16 protein-coding genes and 5 tRNA genes are annotated in these 22,173 nt (G+C 60.1%); 7 read left to right on the plus strand and 14 right to left on the minus strand.

Annotated features, from left to right (window positions below; genetic code table 11):
• Positions 1-22 precede the first annotated feature (22 nt).
• On the minus strand, positions 23-994 hold the full coding sequence (locus AC07OE_RS09390; RefSeq protein ID WP_495070301.1) for an asparaginase: 972 nt from the start codon (positions 992-994) through the stop codon (positions 23-25).
• Positions 995-1,108: 114 nt separating this feature from the next.
• Between AC07OE_RS09390 and lexA the strand changes: the two genes are divergently transcribed.
• The 3 genes from lexA to AC07OE_RS09405 all read left to right on the plus strand — a co-directional run bounded on the left by lexA (position 1,109) and on the right by AC07OE_RS09405 (position 3,208).
• Entirely contained in the window at positions 1,109-1,783 is a 675-nt protein-coding gene (gene lexA / locus AC07OE_RS09395; RefSeq protein WP_105260609.1) for a transcriptional repressor LexA, read from the plus strand.
• Between the two features lie 21 nt (positions 1,784-1,804).
• Positions 1,805-2,131, plus strand: a complete 327-nt coding sequence (locus tag AC07OE_RS09400; protein ID WP_495070302.1) for a hypothetical protein — start codon at positions 1,805-1,807, stop codon at positions 2,129-2,131.
• A 69-nt stretch (positions 2,132-2,200) separates the two neighbouring features.
• The gene (locus tag AC07OE_RS09405) at positions 2,201-3,208 is read left to right on the plus strand and encodes a D-2-hydroxyacid dehydrogenase family protein (protein WP_495070303.1); all 1,008 of its coding nucleotides are present in this window, start codon (positions 2,201-2,203) and stop codon (positions 3,206-3,208) included.
• A 31-nt stretch (positions 3,209-3,239) separates the two neighbouring features.
• Here the strand turns inward: AC07OE_RS09405 and AC07OE_RS09410 are convergent, their stop codons facing one another.
• Entirely contained in the window at positions 3,240-5,189 is a 1,950-nt protein-coding gene (locus AC07OE_RS09410) for a hypothetical protein (RefSeq protein ID WP_495070304.1), read from the minus strand.
• Positions 5,190-5,307: 118 nt separating this feature from the next.
• Here AC07OE_RS09410 and AC07OE_RS09415 point away from each other — a divergent pair, with 118 nt between their 5' ends.
• The 4 genes from AC07OE_RS09415 (at position 5,308) to AC07OE_RS09430 (ending at position 10,102) form a co-directional block, all read left to right on the plus strand.
• The gene (locus tag AC07OE_RS09415) at positions 5,308-6,828 is read left to right on the plus strand and encodes a 3-hydroxyacyl-CoA dehydrogenase (RefSeq protein WP_495070305.1); all 1,521 of its coding nucleotides are present in this window, start codon (positions 5,308-5,310) and stop codon (positions 6,826-6,828) included.
• Positions 6,829-6,933: 105 nt separating this feature from the next.
• Entirely contained in the window at positions 6,934-7,653 is a 720-nt protein-coding gene (locus AC07OE_RS09420; RefSeq protein ID WP_495070306.1) for a Crp/Fnr family transcriptional regulator, read from the plus strand.
• 30 nt (positions 7,654-7,683) lie between these two features.
• Positions 7,684-8,769, plus strand: a complete 1,086-nt coding sequence (locus AC07OE_RS09425) for a phosphotransferase (RefSeq protein WP_495070307.1) — start codon at positions 7,684-7,686, stop codon at positions 8,767-8,769.
• A 58-nt stretch (positions 8,770-8,827) separates the two neighbouring features.
• Entirely contained in the window at positions 8,828-10,102 is a 1,275-nt protein-coding gene (locus AC07OE_RS09430; RefSeq protein ID WP_495070308.1) for an acyl-CoA dehydrogenase family protein, read from the plus strand.
• Positions 10,103-10,180: 78 nt separating this feature from the next.
• Here the strand turns inward: AC07OE_RS09430 and AC07OE_RS09435 are convergent, their stop codons facing one another.
• The 12 genes from AC07OE_RS09435 to AC07OE_RS09490 form a co-directional block, all read right to left on the minus strand.
• The gene (locus AC07OE_RS09435) at positions 10,181-11,419 is read right to left on the minus strand and encodes a cyclic di-GMP phosphodiesterase (RefSeq protein WP_495070309.1); all 1,239 of its coding nucleotides are present in this window, start codon (positions 11,417-11,419) and stop codon (positions 10,181-10,183) included.
• Positions 11,420-11,525: 106 nt separating this feature from the next.
• Positions 11,526-12,155: a DUF6806 family protein gene (locus AC07OE_RS09440; protein ID WP_495070310.1), complete on the minus strand. Its 630-nt coding sequence runs from the start codon at positions 12,153-12,155 to the stop codon at positions 11,526-11,528.
• 15 nt (positions 12,156-12,170) lie between these two features.
• A tRNA-Leu gene (locus AC07OE_RS09445) sits at positions 12,171-12,263 on the minus strand.
• Between the two features lie 69 nt (positions 12,264-12,332).
• Positions 12,333-12,406: transfer RNA gene (locus AC07OE_RS09450), tRNA-Cys, on the minus strand.
• A gap of 43 nt (positions 12,407-12,449) precedes the next feature.
• A tRNA-Gly gene (locus tag AC07OE_RS09455) sits at positions 12,450-12,525 on the minus strand.
• 43 nt (positions 12,526-12,568) lie between these two features.
• Positions 12,569-12,644, minus strand: a tRNA-Gly gene (locus AC07OE_RS09460).
• A gap of 68 nt (positions 12,645-12,712) precedes the next feature.
• Positions 12,713-15,154 (minus strand): endopeptidase La, encoded by a 2,442-nt coding sequence (gene lon, locus AC07OE_RS09465; protein WP_495070311.1) that lies wholly within the window; start codon positions 15,152-15,154, stop codon positions 12,713-12,715.
• 143 nt (positions 15,155-15,297) lie between these two features.
• Positions 15,298-16,563, minus strand: a complete 1,266-nt coding sequence (gene clpX, locus AC07OE_RS09470) for an ATP-dependent Clp protease ATP-binding subunit ClpX (RefSeq protein ID WP_495070312.1) — start codon at positions 16,561-16,563, stop codon at positions 15,298-15,300.
• Positions 16,564-16,664: 101 nt separating this feature from the next.
• On the minus strand, positions 16,665-17,294 hold the full coding sequence (clpP, locus tag AC07OE_RS09475) for an ATP-dependent Clp endopeptidase proteolytic subunit ClpP (protein WP_255413700.1): 630 nt from the start codon (positions 17,292-17,294) through the stop codon (positions 16,665-16,667).
• Between the two features lie 137 nt (positions 17,295-17,431).
• A complete protein-coding gene (tig, locus tag AC07OE_RS09480) occupies positions 17,432-18,742 on the minus strand; it encodes a trigger factor (protein ID WP_495070313.1) in 1,311 nt (436 codons plus the stop codon).
• Positions 18,743-18,812: 70 nt separating this feature from the next.
• Positions 18,813-18,899: transfer RNA gene (locus tag AC07OE_RS09485), tRNA-Leu, on the minus strand.
• 113 nt (positions 18,900-19,012) lie between these two features.
• On the minus strand, positions 19,013-22,168 hold the full coding sequence (locus AC07OE_RS09490; RefSeq protein WP_495070314.1) for an efflux RND transporter permease subunit: 3,156 nt from the start codon (positions 22,166-22,168) through the stop codon (positions 19,013-19,015).
• Positions 22,169-22,173: the final 5 nt, after the last annotated feature.

The raw sequence follows: 22,173 nt of genomic DNA on the forward strand, positions 1-22,173 counted from the left end.
AAAGCCGCATCAGCGGCTTTTTTTACGCCATCAGCTCCAGCATCAATGCAATGCGCGCCTTCACGGCAGACAGGCCCTTCGAATGGGGCAAAGCTGCGGTGGCCTCGCCCGCGACCACCTGGCCACGTGCACAGCGGCTCGCGCGCACCACCTGCACGCCCTGGGCTTGCGCTTCCAGCAAGGCAGCCTCCAGGTCCACATGCAGCGTGCCATTGCCGGTACCTGCTACCACCAGACCACGCAGGGGCGGCAAGGCACCGTCAGGCTGGGCCAAGCTGCGCACCATGGCGCCAGAGGCGCCGGCGTAATTCATGATGATCTCCACCCGCGGCCAGACGGCTTGGGCCAAGGCCTGCAGATCCACCACGTGCAGCGCAGAGGCAGGGCTTGGCACCCCGAACCAGCGCACCCGCCCCTCTTCCACCACAGCCAAGGGCCCGGCGTCGCCGGAGTCAAAGGCATCCACGCGGTAGGTATGGCTCTTCTGCACCTGGCGCGCGCCGTGCACTGACCCCGCGCACACCACCAGCACACCTCGCGCCACGTTCTCCAGCGCCACGGCCACCGCATCCAGCACGTTCTGCGGTCCATCAGGCGTCAGGGCGGACGCGGGACGCATGGCACAGGTCATCACCAGCGGTTTGGCCTGCAACAAGGCGGGGGGCAGCACTTGCTCAAGAAAAAAAGCAGTCTCTTCCAGCGTGTCGGTGCCATGGGTAACCAGCACCGCCTCCACTTCCGAGTCCTGCAGATACTGGGCACAGCGCTGCGCCAGTACCGTCCACACCGCAAAGCCCATGTCCTTGCTGTCCACCTGCGCCACCTGCTCGGCTACCAGCACCCGTCCCTGCAAAGCATCCTGCAGCGGCGCAATGTCCTGCAGCAATGACTGCACGCCCACCTGACCAGCCTTGTAGCCCACATTGTCCGAGCCCCGTTCCGCGCGGCCCGCGATCGTGCCGCCAGTGCCCAAAACCACTACTTTTTTACCCATACATCACCACCCCACTTGCATTAATCAAAAAACTGGTTAAAAATACAGTTACTGGATGAGAAAACAGTGTGTACAGACACACAGCCAGCGCCGACCCAACATGAAGGAGTCAGTATGCTTGAAAGTCCCAAACTCACCGCCCGCCAACAGCAAATTCTGGATCTGATCCAAGGCGCCATTGCGCGCACCGGTGCCCCCCCTACCCGGGCGGAAATCGCCACCGAGCTGGGCTTCAAGTCTGCCAACGCCGCAGAAGAGCATTTGCAGGCCCTGGCCCGCAAAGGCGTGATCGAACTGGTCAGCGGTACCTCCCGCGGCATCCGCCTGAAAGGTGACGTGCTGCGCTCCATGCAAGAGTCGCGCATGAAGCAGTTCGCCCTGCCCCTGCCCGGCTTGGCCCAGCTGGCGCTTCCCCTGATTGGCCGTGTGGCCGCTGGCTCACCCATCCTGGCCCAGGAGCATGTGGACCAGACCTATTACGTGGAAAACAGCCTTTTTCAGCGCCAGCCCGACTACCTGCTCAAAGTGCGCGGCATGTCCATGCGCGACGCCGGCATCATGGACGGTGACCTGCTGGCTGTGCAAGCCACCAAGGACGCCAAGAACGGCCAGATTGTCGTGGCCCGCCTGGGTGAGGAAGTCACCGTCAAACGCTTTCGCCGCAACAAGCACCTGATCGAACTGCACCCCGAAAACCCGGACTACCAGACCATCGTGGTCGAACCCGGCGAGCCGTTCGAGATCGAAGGCCTGGCCGTTGGCCTGATTCGTAACACCATGTTGATGTAACGCAGACAGAAAGCACCCACCATGAACACCGCCCTCGTGATGAAACCCGACTTTCTGGCCACCTTGCGCCACCTCTTGGCCTGGTTGCTGCCTTCAGCCCCACACCAGTTGCCCAGCTACACAGTGCCGCGACCGGTCGAGCGCCGTGTTGCTCCTAATTTTGCAGTGCCTTGCGCAGGCTCCACGGGGGCTAGAGGCCTAAATGTGCACCACCCCAAGCCCTTGCGCGTGGTCCGCGTGATGGAAAGCGGACAGCCCCGTTCTGATGTGGGCCGCATGGTGATCTCGGGCCGGATGGCCGATGTGTGCGCCGAGCTGGACCGTCTGGCCGCCTGCGAAGCCGCCTGAACACCGCGCAGCGGTTTCCTGCGGGGTGGCGGGCCAAAACGCCCCTGCCGACGAGGCACAATGGGGCGCATGAATATTGTGATCTTGGACGACTATCAGGATGCCGTACGCAAACTTAATTGCTCGGCCAAATTGGAGGCGTACCCCGCCAAGGTCTACACCAACACCGTCAAAGGCATGGGCCAGCTCTCGATCCGGCTCAAGGACGCGGATGTCATCGTGCTGATCCGGGAACGCACCCATATCACGCGCTCACTGATCGAAAAACTCCCCAAACTCAAGCTGATCGCCCAGACCGGACGTGCGGGCTCCCACATTGATGTGCAGGCCTGTACCGAACGCGGCATTGCAGTGGCCGAAGGCATAGGTTCTCCCGTCGCGCCCGCCGAACTCACCTGGGCCCTCATCATGGCCGCCATGCGCCGGCTGCCCCAGTACATTGGCAACCTCAAGCATGGTGCCTGGCAACAGTCCGGACTCAAAGCTGGTTCCATGCCTGCCAACTTTGGCTTGGGCAATGTGCTGCAGGGCAAGACGCTGGGCATCTGGGGCTACGGCCGCATAGGGCAACTCATTGCCGGGTACGGCAAAGCTTTTGGCATGCAAGTCCTGGTCTGGGGCAGCGAGGCGTCGCGCGAGAAGGCGACACAGGATGGTTATGCCGCGGCGTCCGATCGCCAGGCTTTTTTCTCGGAGAGCGATGTACTCACGCTGCATCTGCGCCTGAGTGACAGTACACGCGGCTTGGTGACCACAGCCGACCTGGCCTGCATGAAGAGCACCTCGCTGCTGGTCAACACCTCGCGGGCCGAACTCATTGAGACTGACGCGCTCATTGGCGGCCTGAACCGGGGACGCCCTGGCATGGCGGCAATTGACGTGTTTGAAACCGAACCGATTTTGCAGGGTCACGCCCTGCTGCGCCTGGAAAACTGCATTTGCACCCCGCACATCGGTTATGTGGAACAAGACAGCTACGAGATGTACTTTGGTGCGGCGTTTGACAACGTGGTTAACTTCATCAAGGGCACGCCGTCCAACATCATCAACCCCGGCGCGCTGCAAGTGCGCCGCTAAAGCCAGATACGGCTGACGCCGGCTTGGCGCCTCAGGGGCGCGTGTCGGGAGCTGGGGGCGTCACCGATATGTCCGGCTTATCGAACTCAATCAGGTTATGGCTGGGTGCCTCAATACCGGATATCTCGAAATCCACCTCCATGGGTACCGCCGCAACAGGGGCCGCATCGGTTTCCGATGCTTCTGATGCGGCGGCCTTGACAGCGCTGAAGGGCGTCATGGCGCTCTCCGACGTTTCCGACAAACGTGTGAGCACTGCGTGCAGCAGCAGCAATTCGCGAAATGCTTCAAGGTCAAAATTGACCACCGCAGCCGTATTGGCCTCACGCACCATGCATTTCTCAATGAACTCCATGGCCGCCTTGCTGGGCCACAACGAAGCAATATGGCCACACAACTCCGGGTAGGCATCCAAGCCACGCCCTGGTTGGCTGAACTGGGCATACACAGGCACCTGGCCTGTAAACACAGCGTTGAACTCGTCGCGATAACGGTCAAAAGCCTCTTTGCGGCTCAGCGTGTGCAGCGCCTTCAGCAGATCCAGGTAGACCAGGGGGTTGGATTCGACACTGTCGTGGATGCTGTTTTCCAACAATGCAATAGCGTCGTCATACTGCCCCAGCGTCATGAAAAACTCAGCCTGCTGGCGCACGTCGAGTACTTCCTGGGTATTGATCGAACGCAAGCTGCCTGACATGCTGGAATGGAAATCGCGCAGACCCGCCATGCGGGAAGGTGTTCTGTCGTAAGCCGGTGTCCGCGACACGGAGCCCGAGCGGCTGATCGGTGCCGCGGCAGATGGCAACATATCGTCCAGGTGCAAATCAATATCGACCGAGGCCAGCGCCTGGACCGTGGGTGCCCGTGGCTGGGTGCGCAGTTCTGGCCGCTTCGGCGGCTCTTGCTGGGTCGCGGGCAAGGGTCCGGTGTCTACACTGACTGCCACAGACTCGTGGGCGGGCACAGGCTCCTGCGCTGTGGCTTCACCGCGCCACCACGGAGCGCCTGCATCGGCATCGCGCCAACGGCGCCAGCCCCATACCAGCAGACCGGCCAAAACGAACAAAGCCACCACAAGGCTGTACACCAAGGGATTGGCGTACTTTTGTGCGTCAGCCTTCTCCAGCCGCGCCAACAGCGTCTGCATCTGGCGTTGGTTTTGTGCCGTCAGGTCACTGAGTTTTTGCACGTTTTGTTCCAGCCCCTGCAACCGCGCAGCATCGCGCAGCACCTCTTCGGGTGTCAGGTTCAAGGAACGCCACAAGGCGACTGCGGCCATGCGTTTGTCGGCGTCTTCGGTGGGCGAACTGATGAGATCAGGCGATGTCTTGAGGTTGGGGTCCCAGTCTTGCGACAAATCCAGTGGGGCCAGTTTGAGGCGCGCACGCGAACTGCCGGATGATTTAGGGACAGCTGCCACTGCTGGCGCTGAAGTTGACTTGGTGACCTTGCCAGATCCGGTGGCAGCGCGCGGTGTCGAAGATGCTTTGCCAGGCTTGGCGGACAGGCCCGCGTCGGCCGATTTGCCATCCGGTGCAACAGCGGCCACGGGCGGCAAGGCGGCGGGCACACTGGGCCGCACGGGATTGGCTGCGGCCGCGGAAGCAGCCGGCTCCGATACCAGGTCGGCCAGCAGCACGTACTTTCGGGAGGCCTTCACGCCACAGACCGACCGCACATACAAAGTAACCACGGGCTCATCCACGGGCAGGCGCGAGGCAATGCGCAGCACCATGGGCTGCCCGTTGGCGGGCATATCATTGGCCACGGTCACCCGGCCGGATTCTTGCCGGTTTTCGCCGTAGTACACATCGGCTTCAAAACACAGGCCGGCACTGTCTTCATCCGCCGCGAGCTGCACCGGAACCGTGAGTTCCAGGGGCTGACCAAAAATGGCGGCCCCACGCGCGCGGCCCAGCGTCAGGGCGCTGCTACCCATGGCGGCGCACAGCAGCAACACTGCCGCAACGCTTGTTTTCACTTTAAAGACAGGCTTCATTGATAAGAACAATTCTCGCATATCCGATTCGAGGCCAAAGCTATCGTTTGGGTGACAACTTGGGGGTGTTTCCTCACGGCTGCAGCCAGATAATTGCTGCATGAACCCACACTTTCTTCATATCGGCATTGTTGGCGCAGGCGCCATGGGGCGCGGCATTGCGCAAATCGCGGCGCAAGCCGGCAGCACAGTGCTACTGTTTGACCTGAGCCCCGAAGCGGCCCAGGCCGCTTGGCAGCAATTGCACATGCAGTGGCAGGGCCTGGCGGCCAAACAGCGCATCCAACCCGAAGACGTAGACACGTTCACCGCACGCGTCCGAGTAGCGTCCGAGTTGCGCGACTTGGCGCATTGCGACCTGATTGTGGAAGCTGTGGTGGAGCGGTTGGACGCCAAGACCCAACTGCTGCAAGCGCTGGAGGCTTGCACTGCGCCGTCCACTGTGCTGGCCAGCAATACCTCGTCACTCTCCATCACCGCGTTGGCGGCTGGGCTGCAGCGGCCCGCGCAGTTGGCAGGTTTTCATTTCTTCAACCCAGTGCCGCTGATGAAAGTGGTGGAGGTCATTCCGGGCATCAAGACGGCCCCTGCCGTGGTGCAGGCCCTGCGGCAGTACGCCAAAGACCTGGGCCATACGCCCGTGCTGGCACAGGACACACCGGGCTTCATCGTCAATCACGCCGGCCGTGGCTACGGCACGGAGGCGCTGCGCATTGCGTCCGAGGGCGTGGCCGATTTCGCCACCATCGACCGCATCTTGCGCGACCAGGTGGGTTTTAAGCTCGGCCCGTTTGAGCTCATGGACCTGACCGGGCTGGACGTGTCGCATCCTGTGATGGAGTCCATCTATCACCAGTATTACGAGGAACCACGCTACCGCCCCAGCGTGATAACCGCACAACGCCTAGCTGGTGGCCTGACAGGCCGCAAGGCGGGTGAAGGCTTCTACCCTTACATGGACGGAAAAGCAGTCGTGCCCGACGAACCTCCGGTGCCCGTGGTCGCCGAGATGCCGCCCGTGTGGCTGTCGCCCCGCGCATCGCGCCGCATGGAGCTGCTCATGCTGCTGAAAAATCTGGGCGCGAAGATCGAAACCGGTCAATCGCCCTCGCCCATCGCACTGACGCTGGTCGCGCCGCTGGGCTTTGACATCACCACGGTAGCCGTGGTGGAGCGGCTGGACCCGGCGCGCACAGTGGGCATCGACATGCTGATGGACGACGCGGCAACCAAACGCCGCGTGCTGGCTACCAACCCGGCCACGCGCACCGACATGCGCGATGCCGCACACGCCCTGTTTGCACGCGATGGCAAGGCCGTGAGCGTGGTGCGTGACAGCGGCGGCTTTGTCACGCAGCGCGTGGTGGCCAACATCGTGAACATTGCCAGTGACATTTGCCAACAAGGCATCTGCAGCCCCAAGGATCTGGAGACCGCGGTCACGCTGGGCCTGGGTTACCCCACGGGCCCGCTGGCACTGGGCAATCTGTGCGGCCCCACCAATGTGCTCGAGGTGCTGTTCAACATGCAGACGGTGTATGGCGACACGCGCTACCGCCCCAGCCCTTGGTTGCGCCGCCGCGGCGCCATTGGCCTGAGCCTGCTGCACGAAGAAGAGTAGGCACTGCGCCAGACGCACTGGTGACAACCCCCGGTACTGCTCGCGGTCCCGGGGGTGACAATGTGAGCGCGATTTCCCTTCTGCAAGTCACACAAAAGACAGGCCATGGACGAACCCATTCTTACTATTGATGAACGTTCCGCAATCAATGCGGGGCGCTGGTTTTCATCCCTATCACCTTCCCTCAAACACGACATTCTTCGATGCGCCTACGTCAAACGTTACAAAGACGGCGAGCTGATTGCGGCGCGCGGCGAACCGCCCGAGGAATGGATTGCCTGCGCCCGCGGTGCGGTGCGTGTGAGCTCCACCTCCATTTCGGGCAAGCAGATCACGCTGACCTATGTGGAGCCGGGCATCTGGTTTGGCGATGTGGCGATCTTCGACGGGGACCGCCGCACCCACGACGCCTACGCACATGGGGACACGACGATTCTCTGCGTGGCCAAAGCCGACTTCCGCAAAATTCTGGCCAACCATGTGGAGCTGTACGAAGCCATGCTGCGCCTGCACGCGCGGCGCATTCGCCAACTCTACGGCTTGGTGGAAGACCTCAACACCCTGCCTCTGCGTGCCCGGTTGGCCAAGCAACTGCTGCACCTAGTGCGCAGTTACGGCGTGCCCTCGCTCAGCGATGGCAGCGAGGTGCGCATTGGCCTGCAGCTGGCACAAGAAGAACTGGCCCAGTTGCTGGGCGCATCGCGCCAGCGCGTGAACCAGGAACTCAAGGCCATGGAGCGGGAGGAAGTGATCCGCATCGAACCGGGTGGCCTGGTGATACGCGACCGCGCCGCGCTGATGCACATCATTGACGCCGACGTCTGATTCTTTTCATCTCACCCACACCACCACTGCATGAGCGACTTCGACCACTTTGTAGGCACCCGTTCGGTCTCGGGCCAGCACGCGTTTGACCTGGCCGCACTGGACAGGTGGCTGCAAGCCTACCTGCCGGGCTACGCCGGTCCACTGCAGGTGGAGATGTTCAAGGGTGGGCAATCTAACCCCACCTACAAACTCAACACACCAAGCAAGAGCTATGTGATGCGCGCCAAGCCCGGCCCTGTGGCCAAGCTGCTCCCCTCAGCCCATGCGGTGGAGCGTGAATTTGCGGTGATGCAGGGCCTGCACGGCACCGATGTGCCGGTGCCGCAAATGCACTGCCTGTGCGAAGACGAATCCATCATCGGCCGCGCCTTCTATGTCATGGAGTTCATGCAAGGCCGCGTGCTCTGGGACCAGTCCCTGCCCGGCATGAACCCGCAGGAGCGCGGTGCCATCTACAACGAGATGAACCGCGTGATATCGGCGCTGCACACTGTGAAGTTTGCCGAGCGCGGCCTGGCCGCCTATGGCAAGCCCGGCAACTACTTCGAGCGCCAAATCGGCCGCTGGAGCAAGCAGTACGTCGCCTCCATCACCCAACCCATCCCGGAGATGGACCAACTCATGGAATGGCTGCCGAAGAACATTCCTGCCATGGCGCGTGACGACAGCATGGTCAGTATCGTGCATGGCGATTACCGACTGGACAACCTGATGTTTGACAGCAGCGAACCCAAAGTGCGCGCGGTACTGGACTGGGAGCTTTCCACGCTGGGCCACCCGCTGGCCGACTTCAGCTACCACTGCATGGCCTGGCACATTCCCCCGGGCGCCTTCCGCGGCATTGGCGGGCTGGACTTTGCAGCGCTGGGCATTCCCAGTGAAGACGACTACATCCGCATGTACTGCGACCGCACCGGGCTAGCCGAGCCCGCCCAGCTGAAGGCGGATTGGAACTTCTACATGGCCTACAACATGTTCCGTATCGCGGCCATCCTGCAAGGCATTGCCAAGCGTGTGGAAGCCGGCACGGCATCCAGCGCCCAGGCAGTCAGCTCGGCCGCGGGTGCCCGCCCATTGGCCCAGATGGCTTGGAAGTTTGCTTGCCAGGCCTGATTGCGTCTCTTCTTACCCCCAATACGCCCTACCGCCCTCAATCCCCACCGGAGACTCCATGGATTTCGACTACTCCCCCAAGACCAAAGAACTGCAGGCGCGCTTGCTCAAGTTCATGGACGACCACATTTACCCCAATGAGGCTTCGTACCACGCGGAGATCACCGCCAACACGGCTGCCGGCAAACGCTGGACCCCGCTGCAAACCATCGAAAATCTCAAACCCAAGGCCCAGGCTGCCGGCCTGTGGAACCTGTTTTTGCCCGTGGACAGTGCTGAGGCTTCGGGCTATCACGGCGCTGGCCTGACCAATCAGGAATACGCGCCGCTGGCCGAAATCATGGGCCGCGTGATGTGGTCCAGCGAAGTCTTCAACTGCTCGGCCCCCGACACCGGCAACATGGAAACTATCGCCCGCTACGGCTCGGCTGAGAACAAAGCACGCTGGCTCAAGCCACTGCTCGAAGGCAAGATCCGCTCAGCCTTCGCCATGACCGAGCCCGATGTGGCCTCCAGCGATGCCACCAACATCGCCACCCGCATCGAGCGCCAAGGCGACGAGTACGTGATCAATGGCAGCAAGTGGTGGATTTCCGGTGCGGGTGACCCACGCTGCGCCGTCTACATCACCATGGGCAAAACCGATCCTGAAGCACCCCGCCACTCACAACAAAGCATGGTGCTGGTGCCGGCGGACACCAAAGGCATCACCGTGGTGCGCCCACTCACCGTGTTTGGCTATGACGACGCCCCCCACGGTCACATGGAAATGCGGTTCGAGAACGTGCGCGTGCCAATCGACAACATCCTGCTGGGTGAAGGCCGCGGCTTTGAGATCGCCCAAGGCCGCCTCGGCCCCGGGCGTATCCACCACTGCATGCGCCTCATCGGCCTGGCCGAGCGTGCGCTGGAGCTGATGTGCAAGCGCGCCTCCAGCCGCGTAGCATTCGGCAAACCCATTGCCGCGCAAACCGTGACGCAGGAGCGCATTGCCGAGGCCCGCTGCAAAATCGACATGGCCCGCCTGCTCACGCTCAAGGCGGCCTGGATGATGGACATTGCGGGCAACAAGTTTGCCAAAAACGAAATCGCCATGATCAAGGTGGTGGCACCGAGCATGGCCTGCCAGGTGATTGATTGGGCCATGCAGGTGCACGGCGGCGGCGGCATGTCCGACGACTTCCCGTTGGCCTACAGCTACACCCAGGCGCGCACGCTGCGTTTCGCCGACGGTCCGGACGAAGTGCACCGCAATGCGATTGCCAAACTGGAACTCGGCAAATACGCGCTGAATCCCAAACCTGTCGAGATGCCCATTACCCGAGGCTGCTAAAGCAAAAAAGAGCAAGTGCCATAAACACTTGCTCTTTTTTTGATAGCTGCTTGCTCAATAACTACGGGGGCTAGACGGCTACCAGGGCGCCTGTGGCAGGCCAGACCAAAGTTCGTTCAAATCTGCAAACCGCCATTTGGCGGGGTCTTCACGGCTGGCAATTTTTTCGGTGCTGCCGGGGCGCGACAAATCGACCAGCTCCGGCACGATACGCATGTTGGACTTGGTCGAGAAAAACACCTTCACGCAGGGCGTGGTGAGTGATTTGGCCGTCTGCTCTACCACCACACCCAAGCGTCCCGAGCTCAGTTGCACCAGCGAACCGATCGGGTAAATGCCCAAGCTCTTCACAAAGGCCTGGAACACTTTCGCATCAAAGTGGCCATTGGACCATTCCGCCATCTTTCGCAGCGACTCCGCAGGATCCCAACCCGTTTTGTAAGGCCGGTTGGAGGTGATGGCGTCATACACATCGCACACCGCGCCCATCTTGGCAAACAGGCTGATCTCGTCGCCCTTCAGCCCTTTGGGGTAACCCGAACCATCCGTCTTTTCATGGTGGTGCAGACATACATCCATCACCATAGGGTCCACGTCTTTGCCTCCTTGCAGCAGGCGATAGCCCTTTTCAGGATGGGTCTTGATGATGGAAAACTCGGCATCGGTCAATTTGCCCGGCTTGTTCAACACCTCCATGGGCATGGCTGCCTTGCCCAAATCATGCAGCAGGCCAGCCAAGCCCGCAGAGCGAGTTTGCGCCTCGTCCAGCCCCAGTTGCTTGGCCAGTGACACCATCATGGCGCAAACCGCTACCGAGTGCATGTAGGTGTAGTCGTCAGCGGTCTTGAGTCGCGCCAAGCTAATCAGGGCGCCAGGATTGCGGGTTACCGAGTCGGTAATCTCCTCAACCATCTGCTTGGCGCCGCCCGCGTCAACCGTCTTGCCCATGCGGGCTTCCTGGAACATGGAAATCACGGCTTGCTTGGACTGGTAACAGATCTTCGCAGCCCGCTGGATCTCGACCTCTACGGAGACCGGCGCCACCTCGCGCTGGGATGACACCGCTTGGCGCAACTCGGCGTCTACTTGCTCCTCCGATTCGGACTCGGTCACCACAGATTGACCCGCCGGCACATCCAGGCCCTTGCTGCTGTCAATCCAGACTTCCTTGATGCTGCTGGCCAGGATGGTCTTGATGTCTTTCGGATCGGTGATCACGAAGCCGGAGCGCCAGAAGGGATGTTCCATCCAGGAGCCACAGAACTCCTTGAGATGCATGCCAACAGTCAGCTGGTCAACGCCAATTTTTTTAAGCATGGAGGTCTGGAGAATCACCAACGATCATTGAGGCGAAATACAAGTGCGCCATACACGGAAACCAGTATAGGACACCCTTACACCAGACCACAGTATGGTTTGCCCTTTAATGCAAGTGGCGCGGTTTTCTACCACCACCGTGACCGCCCCCCAAACCGCCGCCAGAGCCACGCGGAGGCTTGCCTATCTCCAGTGAATTCACCAGATCATCGAAACGCTGCGCAAACAGCTTGTCCACTTCCGCCACCACACCGCCGAGTTCGGCGCCATCGAAATGGCGCTCCATGAGGTTGATGACGTCCTGCACCAGCAGGTCACGTTGCACCTGCATGATGGCCGCGGGATTGGGGCCCACAAACAGCATTACAAAATCATCGCGCGACTGGGACCCGGTCGGTCCCTCTTCCTCATCAAACTCGGTGTCGTAAAACGTGATTTCAATCGCAGCGCCCGCGTTGGCCAGTTCGTTGAGGTTCATGCAGACCTCATCCAGCGTCTGGCGAAAGTCCTCATCGCCCGGCACGGTCCAGCACATTTGCAGCACGTGATCGTGCGCATCGAGCTGGATACCGGGTTCGTCTTCGTAGCTGCTCTTGGCACCATCGGCCAAGGACTTCGCACCCGCATATTTCCACAGGGGCTTGAGCGCGTCCTGCAGGTTCGCAAATGTCACATCGTCTCGCAACAGCACCTGGCCGTGCACGTGAATTTCGAAGGGGGCGTTGTAATTGGACATAGGTATATGTTGAATTGGTGCCCGAGACCGGAATCGAACCGGTACGCCCGTTATTCACGAAGCGGCGGATTTTAAGTCCGATGTGTCTACCTATTTCACCACTCGGGCACGTAAGCCTATTGTCAAACAAAACGCCCCGGCAACTGACGTTGACGAGGCGTTTGAACCAGATAAATCTGGAGGCGCGGTCCGGAGTCGAACCGGACTAACCGGATTTGCAATCCGGGGCATAACCGCTTTGCTACCGCGCCACTTGAATAAAAAAATGGAAGTCAAGACTTCCATTTTTTAAACTGGAGCGGGAAAAGAGTCTCGAACTCTCGACCTCAACCTTGGCAAGGTTGCGCTCTACCAACTGAGCTATTCCCGCATGAACTGGCAATGCACTGAAAACGATGCTCCAGCACGAATTTTGGAGCGGGAAAAGAGTCTCGAACTCTCGACCTCAACCTTGGCAAGGTTGCGCTCTACCAACTGAGCTATTCCCGCGTTTCAAGCCTCAAATTATAGCCTACTTTTCGGGCCCAAGTCCAGTTGAACCCAAAAAGTATCAACACTCAATGTTTGACCGGGTCATCCATCTGAGCCGCAGGCGCGATGCTTGCAACAGCTGCCGTAGGCAACGCATCTTCTTCGCTCAGAGGCACAGGATGACTCTCCAGCGCAAGCTCCAGCACCTGATCAATCCAGCGCACAGGCACGATCTCCAGACCGTTTTTGACGTTCTCTGGAATGTCCTGCAGGTCCTTGGCATTTTGCTCAGGAATGAGTACGGTCTTGATACCACCGCGCAACGCGGCCAGCAGCTTCTCTTTAAGCCCGCCAATTTCCGTGATCTCACCACGCAGGGTAATTTCACCGGTCATCGCCACGTCACCGCGCACGGGAATGCCGGTCAACGCGGAAACAAAAGCTGTTGCCATAGCTGCACCGGCACTCGGACCGTCTTTGGGCGTTGCACCATCAGGCACGTGGATGTGAATGTCCTTCTTCTCGAACACCTCGTCTCTAATACCCAGGCGACGCGAACGGCTGCGCACTACAGTGCGAGCAGCTTCCACGGACTCCTTCATCACATCGCCCAGCGAACCGGTGCGCGTGATGATGCCCTTACCAGGCGTGAGTGCAGCTTCGATGGTCAACAGATCGCCACCCACCTCGGTCCAGGCCAGACCAACCACTTGGCCGACCTGATTCTGCTCTTCTGCACGGCCATAGGTGTACTTGCGCACGCCCAGGAATTCATTGAGGTTGTCCACGGTAACCTGTACCTGGCCTTGCATTTTCTTGAGCAACAGCCCCTTCACCACCTTGCGGCAGATTTTGGACAGTTCACGCTCCAGCGAACGCACACCGGCCTCGCGGGTGTAGTAGCGCACGATATCGCGCACAGCACCTTCGGAAATAGACAACTCAGTGGCCTTCACGCCATTGTTCTTCATCTGCTTGGGTAGCAGGTAGGTGATGGCGATATTGGTTTTTTCGTCTTCGGTGTAACCCGAGAGGCGAATCACTTCCATACGGTCCAGCAGTGCGGGCGGAATGTTCATCGAATTGCTAGTGGCCACGAACATCACGTCGCTCAGGTCGTAGTCCACCTCCACATAGTGGTCGCCAAACTTGTGGTTCTGCTCGGGGTCCAACACCTCCAGCAGCGCACTGCTGGGGTCGCCGCGGAAATCCGTTCCAAGCTTGTCGATTTCATCCAGCAGGAACAACGGATTGCGGGTACCAACCTTGGACAGGCTTTGCAGCACCTTCCCAGGCATGGCACCGATGTAGGTACGGCGATGACCACGAATCTCGGCCTCGTCACGCATGCCACCCAAGGCCATGCGCACGTACTTGCGCCCCGTCGCTTTCGCAATGGATTGACCCAACGAGGTCTTGCCCACACCAGGGGGGCCTACCAGGCAGAGAATGGGCGCCTTCACCTTGTCTACGCGCTGCTGCACAGCAAGATATTCCAAGATACGGTCCTTGACCTTGTCTAGGCCGTAGTGGTCTTCGTTGAGCACATTTTCGGCATTCACAAGGTTGTGCTTGATCTTGGTCTTGGCAGTCCAGGGCAAGCCGGTCAACACTTCGATATAGTTGCGCACCACGGTAGCTTCGGCCGACATGGGGGACATGAGCTTGAGCTTCTTGAGTTCGGCCTCGGCCTTCTTCAAGGCCTCCTTGGGCATCTTGGCGGCCTTTATCTTTTTCTCGATCTCTTCGATATCGGCGCCGTCTTCACCCTCACCCAGTTCTTTCTGGATGGCCTTGACCTGCTCGTTCAAATAGAAGTCGCGCTGGTTCTTTTCCATTTGACGCTTTACACGGCCACGGATTTTCTTGTCCACATTCAGGATGTCGACTTCGCGTTCGATTTGCTCGAACAGGTTTTCCAGGCGGTCCTTGACCTCAGGAAGGCTCAGCACGGCCTGCTTGCTGTCGAGTTTCAACGGCAGGTGGGCCGCGATAGTATCGGCCAGGCGGCCAGCATCGTCGATGCTGGAAATCGAAGTCAGAATTTCCGGTGGGATCTTCTTGTTGAGTTTGACGTACTGGTCAAACTGCTGCATCACCGCGCGGCGCAGGGCCTCCACTTCGCTGGCGATCTTGCGGGCCTTGTCGCTGCTGTCGTCAGGAATTTCGATGGGCGTGACATTGGCCGTGAAATGCTGCTCGCCCTCCACGATCTCGTTCACGCGCGCACGCTGGTGGCCTTCCACCAACACCTTCACGGTGCCATCGGGCAGCTTGAGCATTTGTAGGATAGTGGACACGCAACCCACGTCGAACATGTCGGAGACCACCGGATCATCCTTGGCGGCAGCCTTTTGGGCCACAAGCATGATGCGACGCTCGGCCTCCATGGCGGCTTCAAGCGCCTTAATGCTCTTGGGGCGGCCCACAAAGAGCGGGATCACCATGTGGGGAAAAACCACCACGTCACGCAGGGGCAACAGTGGCAAATCAAGGGGGGTAGCAGGCAGGGGTGTGTGGCCAGACATGGGGAACCTTTTTGTTACCTGTTGAATATGGACCGGGATGCCCGAAATTCAAGCGCACTGCCATTATCGGCAGCAGATTGGGACAGAAGTTCCGTTGAACCCACCCAAAAACCGTGTAAATCTGGTCATTGGGCGGGTGGCAATCAGGCCTTCTTGGCTGATTCGCGGTAAACCAGCAAAGGAGGCTTGTTTTCTTCAATGGTGGACTCATCAACCACCACCTTCTCGACGTTGACCGCATTGGGCAACTCGTACATGGTGTCGATCAGGGACTGCTCCAGAATGGAGCGCAATCCCCGTGCACCAGTCTTGCGAACCAGCGCCCGCTTGGCGATGGCTTTCAGGGCGGCTGGGCGAATCTCCAGTTCGGCACCTTCCATCGCCAACAACTTGGCGTACTGCTTGACCAGTGCGTTCTTGGGTTCGGTCAGGATCTGCACCAGGGCGTCTTCCGTCAGCTCTGCCAACGTCGCCACCACGGGCATTCGACCCACAAGTTCAGGAATCAGACCGAACTTGATCAGGTCTTCAGGCTCTACTTCCTTGAACACCTCGGTCAGCGCGCGCTGCTGCTTGCTCTTGACCGCAGCACCAAAGCCAATGCCTGAAGACTCGGTACGGCTCTCGATGACCTTTTCCAGTCCTGCAAAAGCGCCACCGCAGATGAACAGGATGTTGGTCGTGTCGATCTGCACAAAGTCTTGGTTGGGATGCTTGCGCCCACCTTGCGGTGGCACGCTGGCCATGGTGCCTTCGATGAGCTTGAGCAACGCCTGTTGTACGCCCTCACCCGACACGTCGCGTGTGATGGAAGGGTTGTCAGACTTGCGGGAAATCTTGTCGATTTCGTCGATGTAAACAATGCCACGCTGGGCGCGGTCCACATCGTAGTTGCAGCTTTGCAGCAGCTTCAGGACGATGTTTTCCACGTCTTCACCCACATAGCCGGCCTCGGTCAGCGTCGTGGCATCGGCCATCACAAACGGCACGTCGAGCATGCGCGCCAGCGTCTGCGCCAGCAAGGTCTTGCCTGAACCCGTGGGACCGATGAGCAGGATATTGCTCTTGGCCAGTTCCACATCGTCCTTCTTCGCCTTTTCCTTGTGCTTGAGGCGCTTGTAGTGGTTGTAGACCGCCACGGCCAAGGTGCGTTTGGCTGGCTCTTGTCCGATGACGTAGTTGTCCAGATTGGCCTTGATGTCGGACGGCGTAGGCAGGTCGCTGCGACCGTCCTTGTTCTCGGTGGTCGCTGGCAGCTCGTCGCGAATGATTTCGTTGCAGAGTTCGATGCACTCGTCGCACACAAACACCGACGGGCCAGCGATCAGCTTCTTGACCTCGTGCTGACTCTTGCCGCAGAAAGAGCAATACAAGGTTTTTTCGCTGGTTGAGCCTTTTTTCTCGGCCATGTGAAGTCTGCCTTTTCCGCTAAGTTAACCAATGATAACCAAATAAAAACGGTGCCTTTCCATCAGAAAGACACCGTTGGAGGACGCTTTCGGAAGTCCGTTCAGGGGCGCTTGGCAATCACCTGATCCACCAAGCCGTACTCTTTGGCTTCGTCAGCAGACAGGTAATAGTCACGCTCGGTGTCGCGCTCGATCTTTTCCAGCGGCTGGCCGGTGCGCTCGGCCAAGATTTTGTTCAACTGTTCGCGGGTCTTCAAAATCTCACGGGCGTGGATCTCGATTTCCGTAGCCTGCCCTTGGGTACCACCCAAAGGCTGGTGAATCATGACCTTGGAATTGGGCAGCGAGAAGCGCTTGCCCTTGGCACCAGCAGCCAACAAGAATGCCCCCATGCTGGCCGCCATGCCGGTGCACAGTGTGGACACGTCGGGCTTGATGAAGTTCATGGTGTCATAAATCGCCATGCCTGCGCTCACCGAGCCGCCGGGCGAGTTGATATAGAACGAAATGTCCTTGTCGGGGTTTTCGCTCTCCAGAAACAACAGCTGTGCCACCACCAGGTTGGCCGTCTGGTCGTTGACCGGACCGACAAGGAAGATCACGCGCTCTTTGAGCAGGCGCGAGTAAATGTCGTAGGAGCGCTCACCGCGGCCCGACTGCTCGATGACCATAGGAACCATGCCCAGGGCCTGGGTTTCCATTGCGCCGGACATTCCATATTTCACGTTCATAAGCTCTCCAAATTGAAGGGGTAACTGTACCGAAAAACCGTAGCCTCCATGCAAATGGGGCTTGACCGCTGGACTGCAAGTCCTGCGCAAGCCCCATTTCTGTACCGGCGTGCCAAGCACCCCGGGTGCGCAGGTGCTTAGTTCTGGCCCATCAGCTCGTCAAACGAGATGGATTTGTCAGACACCTTGGCCTTGGCCAAAACGAAGTCGGTTACGTTGTTTTCGATCACGATGGCTTCCACTTCGGCCATGCGGCGGTTGTCGCCGAAGTACCAGCGAACCACGTCAGCAGGCTTTTCGTAGCTGGCAGCCAGCTCGTCGACGTGAGCCTTGATCTGTTCGGGCTTGGCAGCCAGATCATTGGCGCGCACCAGCTCAGCCACCACCAGGCCCAGACGCACGCGGCGCTCGGCTTGGGGACGGAAGATGTCGTCAGGAATGGGGGCCTTGTCAGCGTCCTTGATGCCGCGTTGCTTCAGGTCCGCACGGGCGTTTTCGATCATGCGGTCCAGTTCAGCTTGAACACTTGACTTGGGCAGGTCGAGTTCGGCCTTGGCCACCAAGGCGTCCATGGCGGCTTGCTTGTTGCGGGCCAGCAGGCGGTGCTTGACTTCACGTTCCAGGTTCTTGCGGATGTCGGCGCGCAGGGCTTCCACGGTACCTTCGGCAATGCCCAGGGACTTGGCCAGTTCGCCATCCACAGCCGGCAGATTGGCGGCTTCGAGCTTCTTCAGGGTCACCAGGAAGTCGGCGGTCTTGCCGGCCACGTCCTTGCCGTGGTAGTCGGCGGGGAAGGCCAAGGGGAAGGTCTTGCTTTCGCCAGTCTTCATGCCACGGGTGGCATCTTCGAATTCCTTCAGCATCTGGCCATCGCCCAGGATGAACTGGAAGTCGTCGGCCTTGCCGCCGGAGAACACTTCACCGTCGATCTTGCCTTCAAAGTCCACGGTCACGCGGTCGTTGTCTTGTGCAGCGGTGCCTTGCGCACGCTGGGCGAAGGTGCGACGCTGCTTGCGCAGGATTTCGATGGTCTTGTCGATGGCTTCGTCGGTCACTTCGGCAGACAGCTTTTCCACTTCAGCAGTGGCCAGGTCGGCAATCTTGACTTCAGGGAACACTTCGAAAATGGCGTCAAAGGCCATTTGACCTTCGGGAGCGGTTTCGCTCTCGGTAATCTTGGGTTGGCCAGCCACGCGCAGCTTGGCTTCGTTGGCGGCGGTGGCGAAGGCCTCGCCCACCTTGTCGTTCATCACTTCGTAGTGCACGGAGTAACCGTAGCGCTGTGTCACCACGTTCATGGGCACTTTGCCGGGACGGAAACCGTCCATCTTCACGGAACGGGCCAGCTTGCGCAGACGGCTGTCCACTTCAGTCTGGATGACACCCACGGGCAGGGTCAACGTGATCTTGCGCTCCAGCTTTTCCAGAGTTTCTACAGTAACGGCCATGGCTAACTCCTAATTGTGGTTTTGGCAGGACTTTCACCTGCGGCATCCCTCAAAGATGCCTGTTAAAGGTTGGTGCGCGGGGGGGGACTCGAACCCCCACACTGTTGCCAGCGTCAGGACCTAAACCTGGTGCGTCTACCAATTTCGCCACCCGCGCAAAAAACAACAATGGGAGGCCGGGAGTACCTGCTGGCTCACACCGCAAGACCCTGACCCCCCATTTGAAATCGGTCAACCCGCTATTTTAACCTGCGGAAAGACCGTCTTCCGTCAGACCGGCGTTGCCGGCTCGCGTTTGACCCTGAACCAAGCCGCGTACATGGCCGGCAAAGCCAGCAAAGTCAGCACGGTGGCCACGATCAGCCCGCCCATGATGGCCACGGCCATGGGGCCCCAGAACACCGAGCGTGACAGCGGAATCATGGCCAGCACAGCGGCCGCAGCGGTCAGCACGATGGGGCGCAGGCGCCGCACGGCCGACTCCACAATCGCGTCCCAGGCCGGGATGCCATTGGCACGGTCCTGCTCGATCTGGTCGATCAGGATCACCGAGTTGCGCTGGATCATGCCCATGAGGGCGATCACACCTAGCAAGGCCACGAAACCAAACGGACGACCCAGCACCAACAGCGCACCCGCCACACCGGCAATACCCAGCGGCCCGGTGATAAACACCAGCACCGCGCGGCTGAAGCTTTGCAACTGCAGCATGAGCAGCGTGAAGGTCAGGAACAACATGACCGGCACGCCCGCCACGATGGACGAGGAGCCCTTGGAACTCTCTTCCACCGCACCGGCCACCTGGATGGCGTAGCCCTGGTAACCCGCTTTTTGCCACTGGGTTTCCAGTGCCTTGAGCTTGGGCAGCAGTTCGGCCGTCACGGTGGCGCCTTGCAGGCCTTCCACAATGTCGCCCTGCACGGTGATGGCGTAGTCGCGATTCTCGCGCCACATCACACCGGGCTCCCAGGTGAACACGGGCTTGGCGATCTGTGTGAGCGGAATCGACTTGCCGCTGGCCGTGGGCAGGTAGGCGTTGGCAATGTCGGTAATCGCGTTGCGCTCGTCCAGCGGCTGGCGCAGCACGATGTCGATGAGCTTGTCACCCTCGCGGTACTGACCTACGGTGGTACCGGCCAGCACGGTCTTGGACGCTTGGGCGATGGACTGGCTGGTCACGCCCAGGGCGCGGGCCTTGGCCTGGTCCACTTCCAGGCGCAGCACCTTGACGGACTCGTTCCAGTTGTCGTTCACGCCACGCGTGTTGGGGCTGGCACGCATCACGGCCTTCACCTCGTCGGCGCGCTCACGCAGCGCCAGGGGATCGGCCCCGACCACACGGAACTGAACGGGATACGGCACCGGGGGGCCGTTAGGCAGCAGCTTCACGCGGCCACGCACCTCGGGAAACTCGGTGGCCAAGAGCGCCGGCAGCTTCACGCGCAACGATTCGCGCACCTTCAAATCCTTCGGAATAATGATGAGCTGCGACACGTTGGTCTGCGGGAACACCTGGTCCAGCGGCAGGTAGAAGCGCGGCACGCCGGAACCAATCCAGGTGCTGACGGTATTGACGCCCTCTTCCTGCATCAGGCGCTTTTCCACGCGCTGGGTTACTTCCTGGTTGGCCGCGAAAGACGTGCCTTCGGGGAACCAGATGTCCACCAGCACCTCGGGGCGGCTGGAGTCCGGGAAGAACTGCTGCTGCACCTTGCCCATGCCGACAATGCCCAGCGCAAACACCAGGATGGTGGCGCCAATAGTCAGCCAGCGGTGCTGCACGCACCAGTTCACGGTCTTGCGGAAGATGTTGTAGAACGGCGTGTCAAAGTGCTCGGTGTGGACGGACTCCTCACCCGCATGGTGCTTGTGCTCCTTGAGCAACAAGGTCCCCAGGTAGGGCACAAAGTACACCGACACAAACCAGCTCAGGATCAGCGCCAGCACCGTCACCGCGAAGATGGCAAAGGTGTATTCACCCGTGGTGGACTTGGCCAGGCCGATGGGCAGGAAGCCCACGGCCGTGATCAAGGTGCCCGTCAACATGGGCATGGCAGTCACTTCATACGCAAACGTGGCGGCACGTACCTTGTCGTAGCCCTCCTCCATCTTGCGCACCATCATTTCCACCGCAATGATGGCGTCGTCCACCAGCAGGCCCAGTGCAATGATGAGTGAGCCCAGCGAAATCTTGTGCAGGCCAATGCCCCAGTAATACATACCCAGGAAGGTCACGGCCAGCACCAGCGGGATGGTGATACCCACCACCAGGCCGGGGCGGATGTCCAGAATCCAGCGCTTCCACAGCGGGTTGTTGCCGGGGCGCTTGTGCAAACCCAGCGCGATAAAGCTCACGGCCAGCACGATGACCACGGCCTCGACCAGCACATGCACAAACTCGCCCACCGAGGTGGTCACCGACTTGGGCTGGTCCTGCAGTTGCACCAGCTTGATGCCGGCGGGCAGGTCTTTTTCAATCCCCGTGAACACCGACTCCAGCGAATGGCCCAGCGCAATGATGTCGCCGCCCTTGGTCATGGACACGCCCAGCGCAATCACTTCCTTGCCCTGGTGGTGCACCTTCACCGACGGCGGATCCACATAGCCCTTGCTGATGGTGGCAATGTCCTTCAGGCGCAGCTGGTTGCCGGATGCGCCGCGGATCGGCATGGCTTCCAGCTCTTCCACGCGGTTGAACTGGCCACCCACACGTACCTGCACCACGTCCAGCGGGGTTTGCACCGCACCGGCGGATTCCACCGCGTTTTGCTGCCCCAGCTGGGCCAACACCTGGTTCAGGTCCAGCCCCAGCTGGGCCAGGCGCTTTTGCGAGATTTCGATGTACAGCTTCTCGTCCTGCGCACCGAACAGCTCCACCTTGGCCACATCGGGCACGCGCAGCAGGCGCTGGCGCACGTCGTCGGCAAAGGTCTTGAGCTCGGCGTAGTTGAAGCCATCGGCCTCCAGCGCATAGATCACGCCATACACATCACCGAAGTCGTCGTTGAAGAACGGGCCCTGTATGCCACCGGGCAAGGTGCCGCGGATGTCGCCCACCTTCTTGCGCACGCTGTACCAGACGTTGGGCACATCCGCGGGTTTGCTGGAGTCCTTGATCTGGAAAATGATCTGCGACTCACCGGGCTTGGAATAGCTACGGATCTTGTCGGCGTAGGGCACCTCTTGCAGCGTGCGCTCAATCTTGTCCGTGACCTGCTCGGCCACCTGCTGCGCCGTGGCGCCGGGCCAGTAGGTGCGGACCACCATGGCGCGGAACGTGAAGGGCGGGTCTTCGTCCTGCCCCAGCTGGAAGTAGGAGGCCACGCCCAGCAACAGCAGCACGATCATCAGGTAGCGCGTGAGCGCCGCGTGGTCCAGCGCCCACTTGGAAAGGTTGAAACCTTTTTTGGGTTCGTCGAGGTTCATGGGCA

It is taken from the genome of Rhodoferax sp. GW821-FHT09E07 (assembly GCF_059416145.1).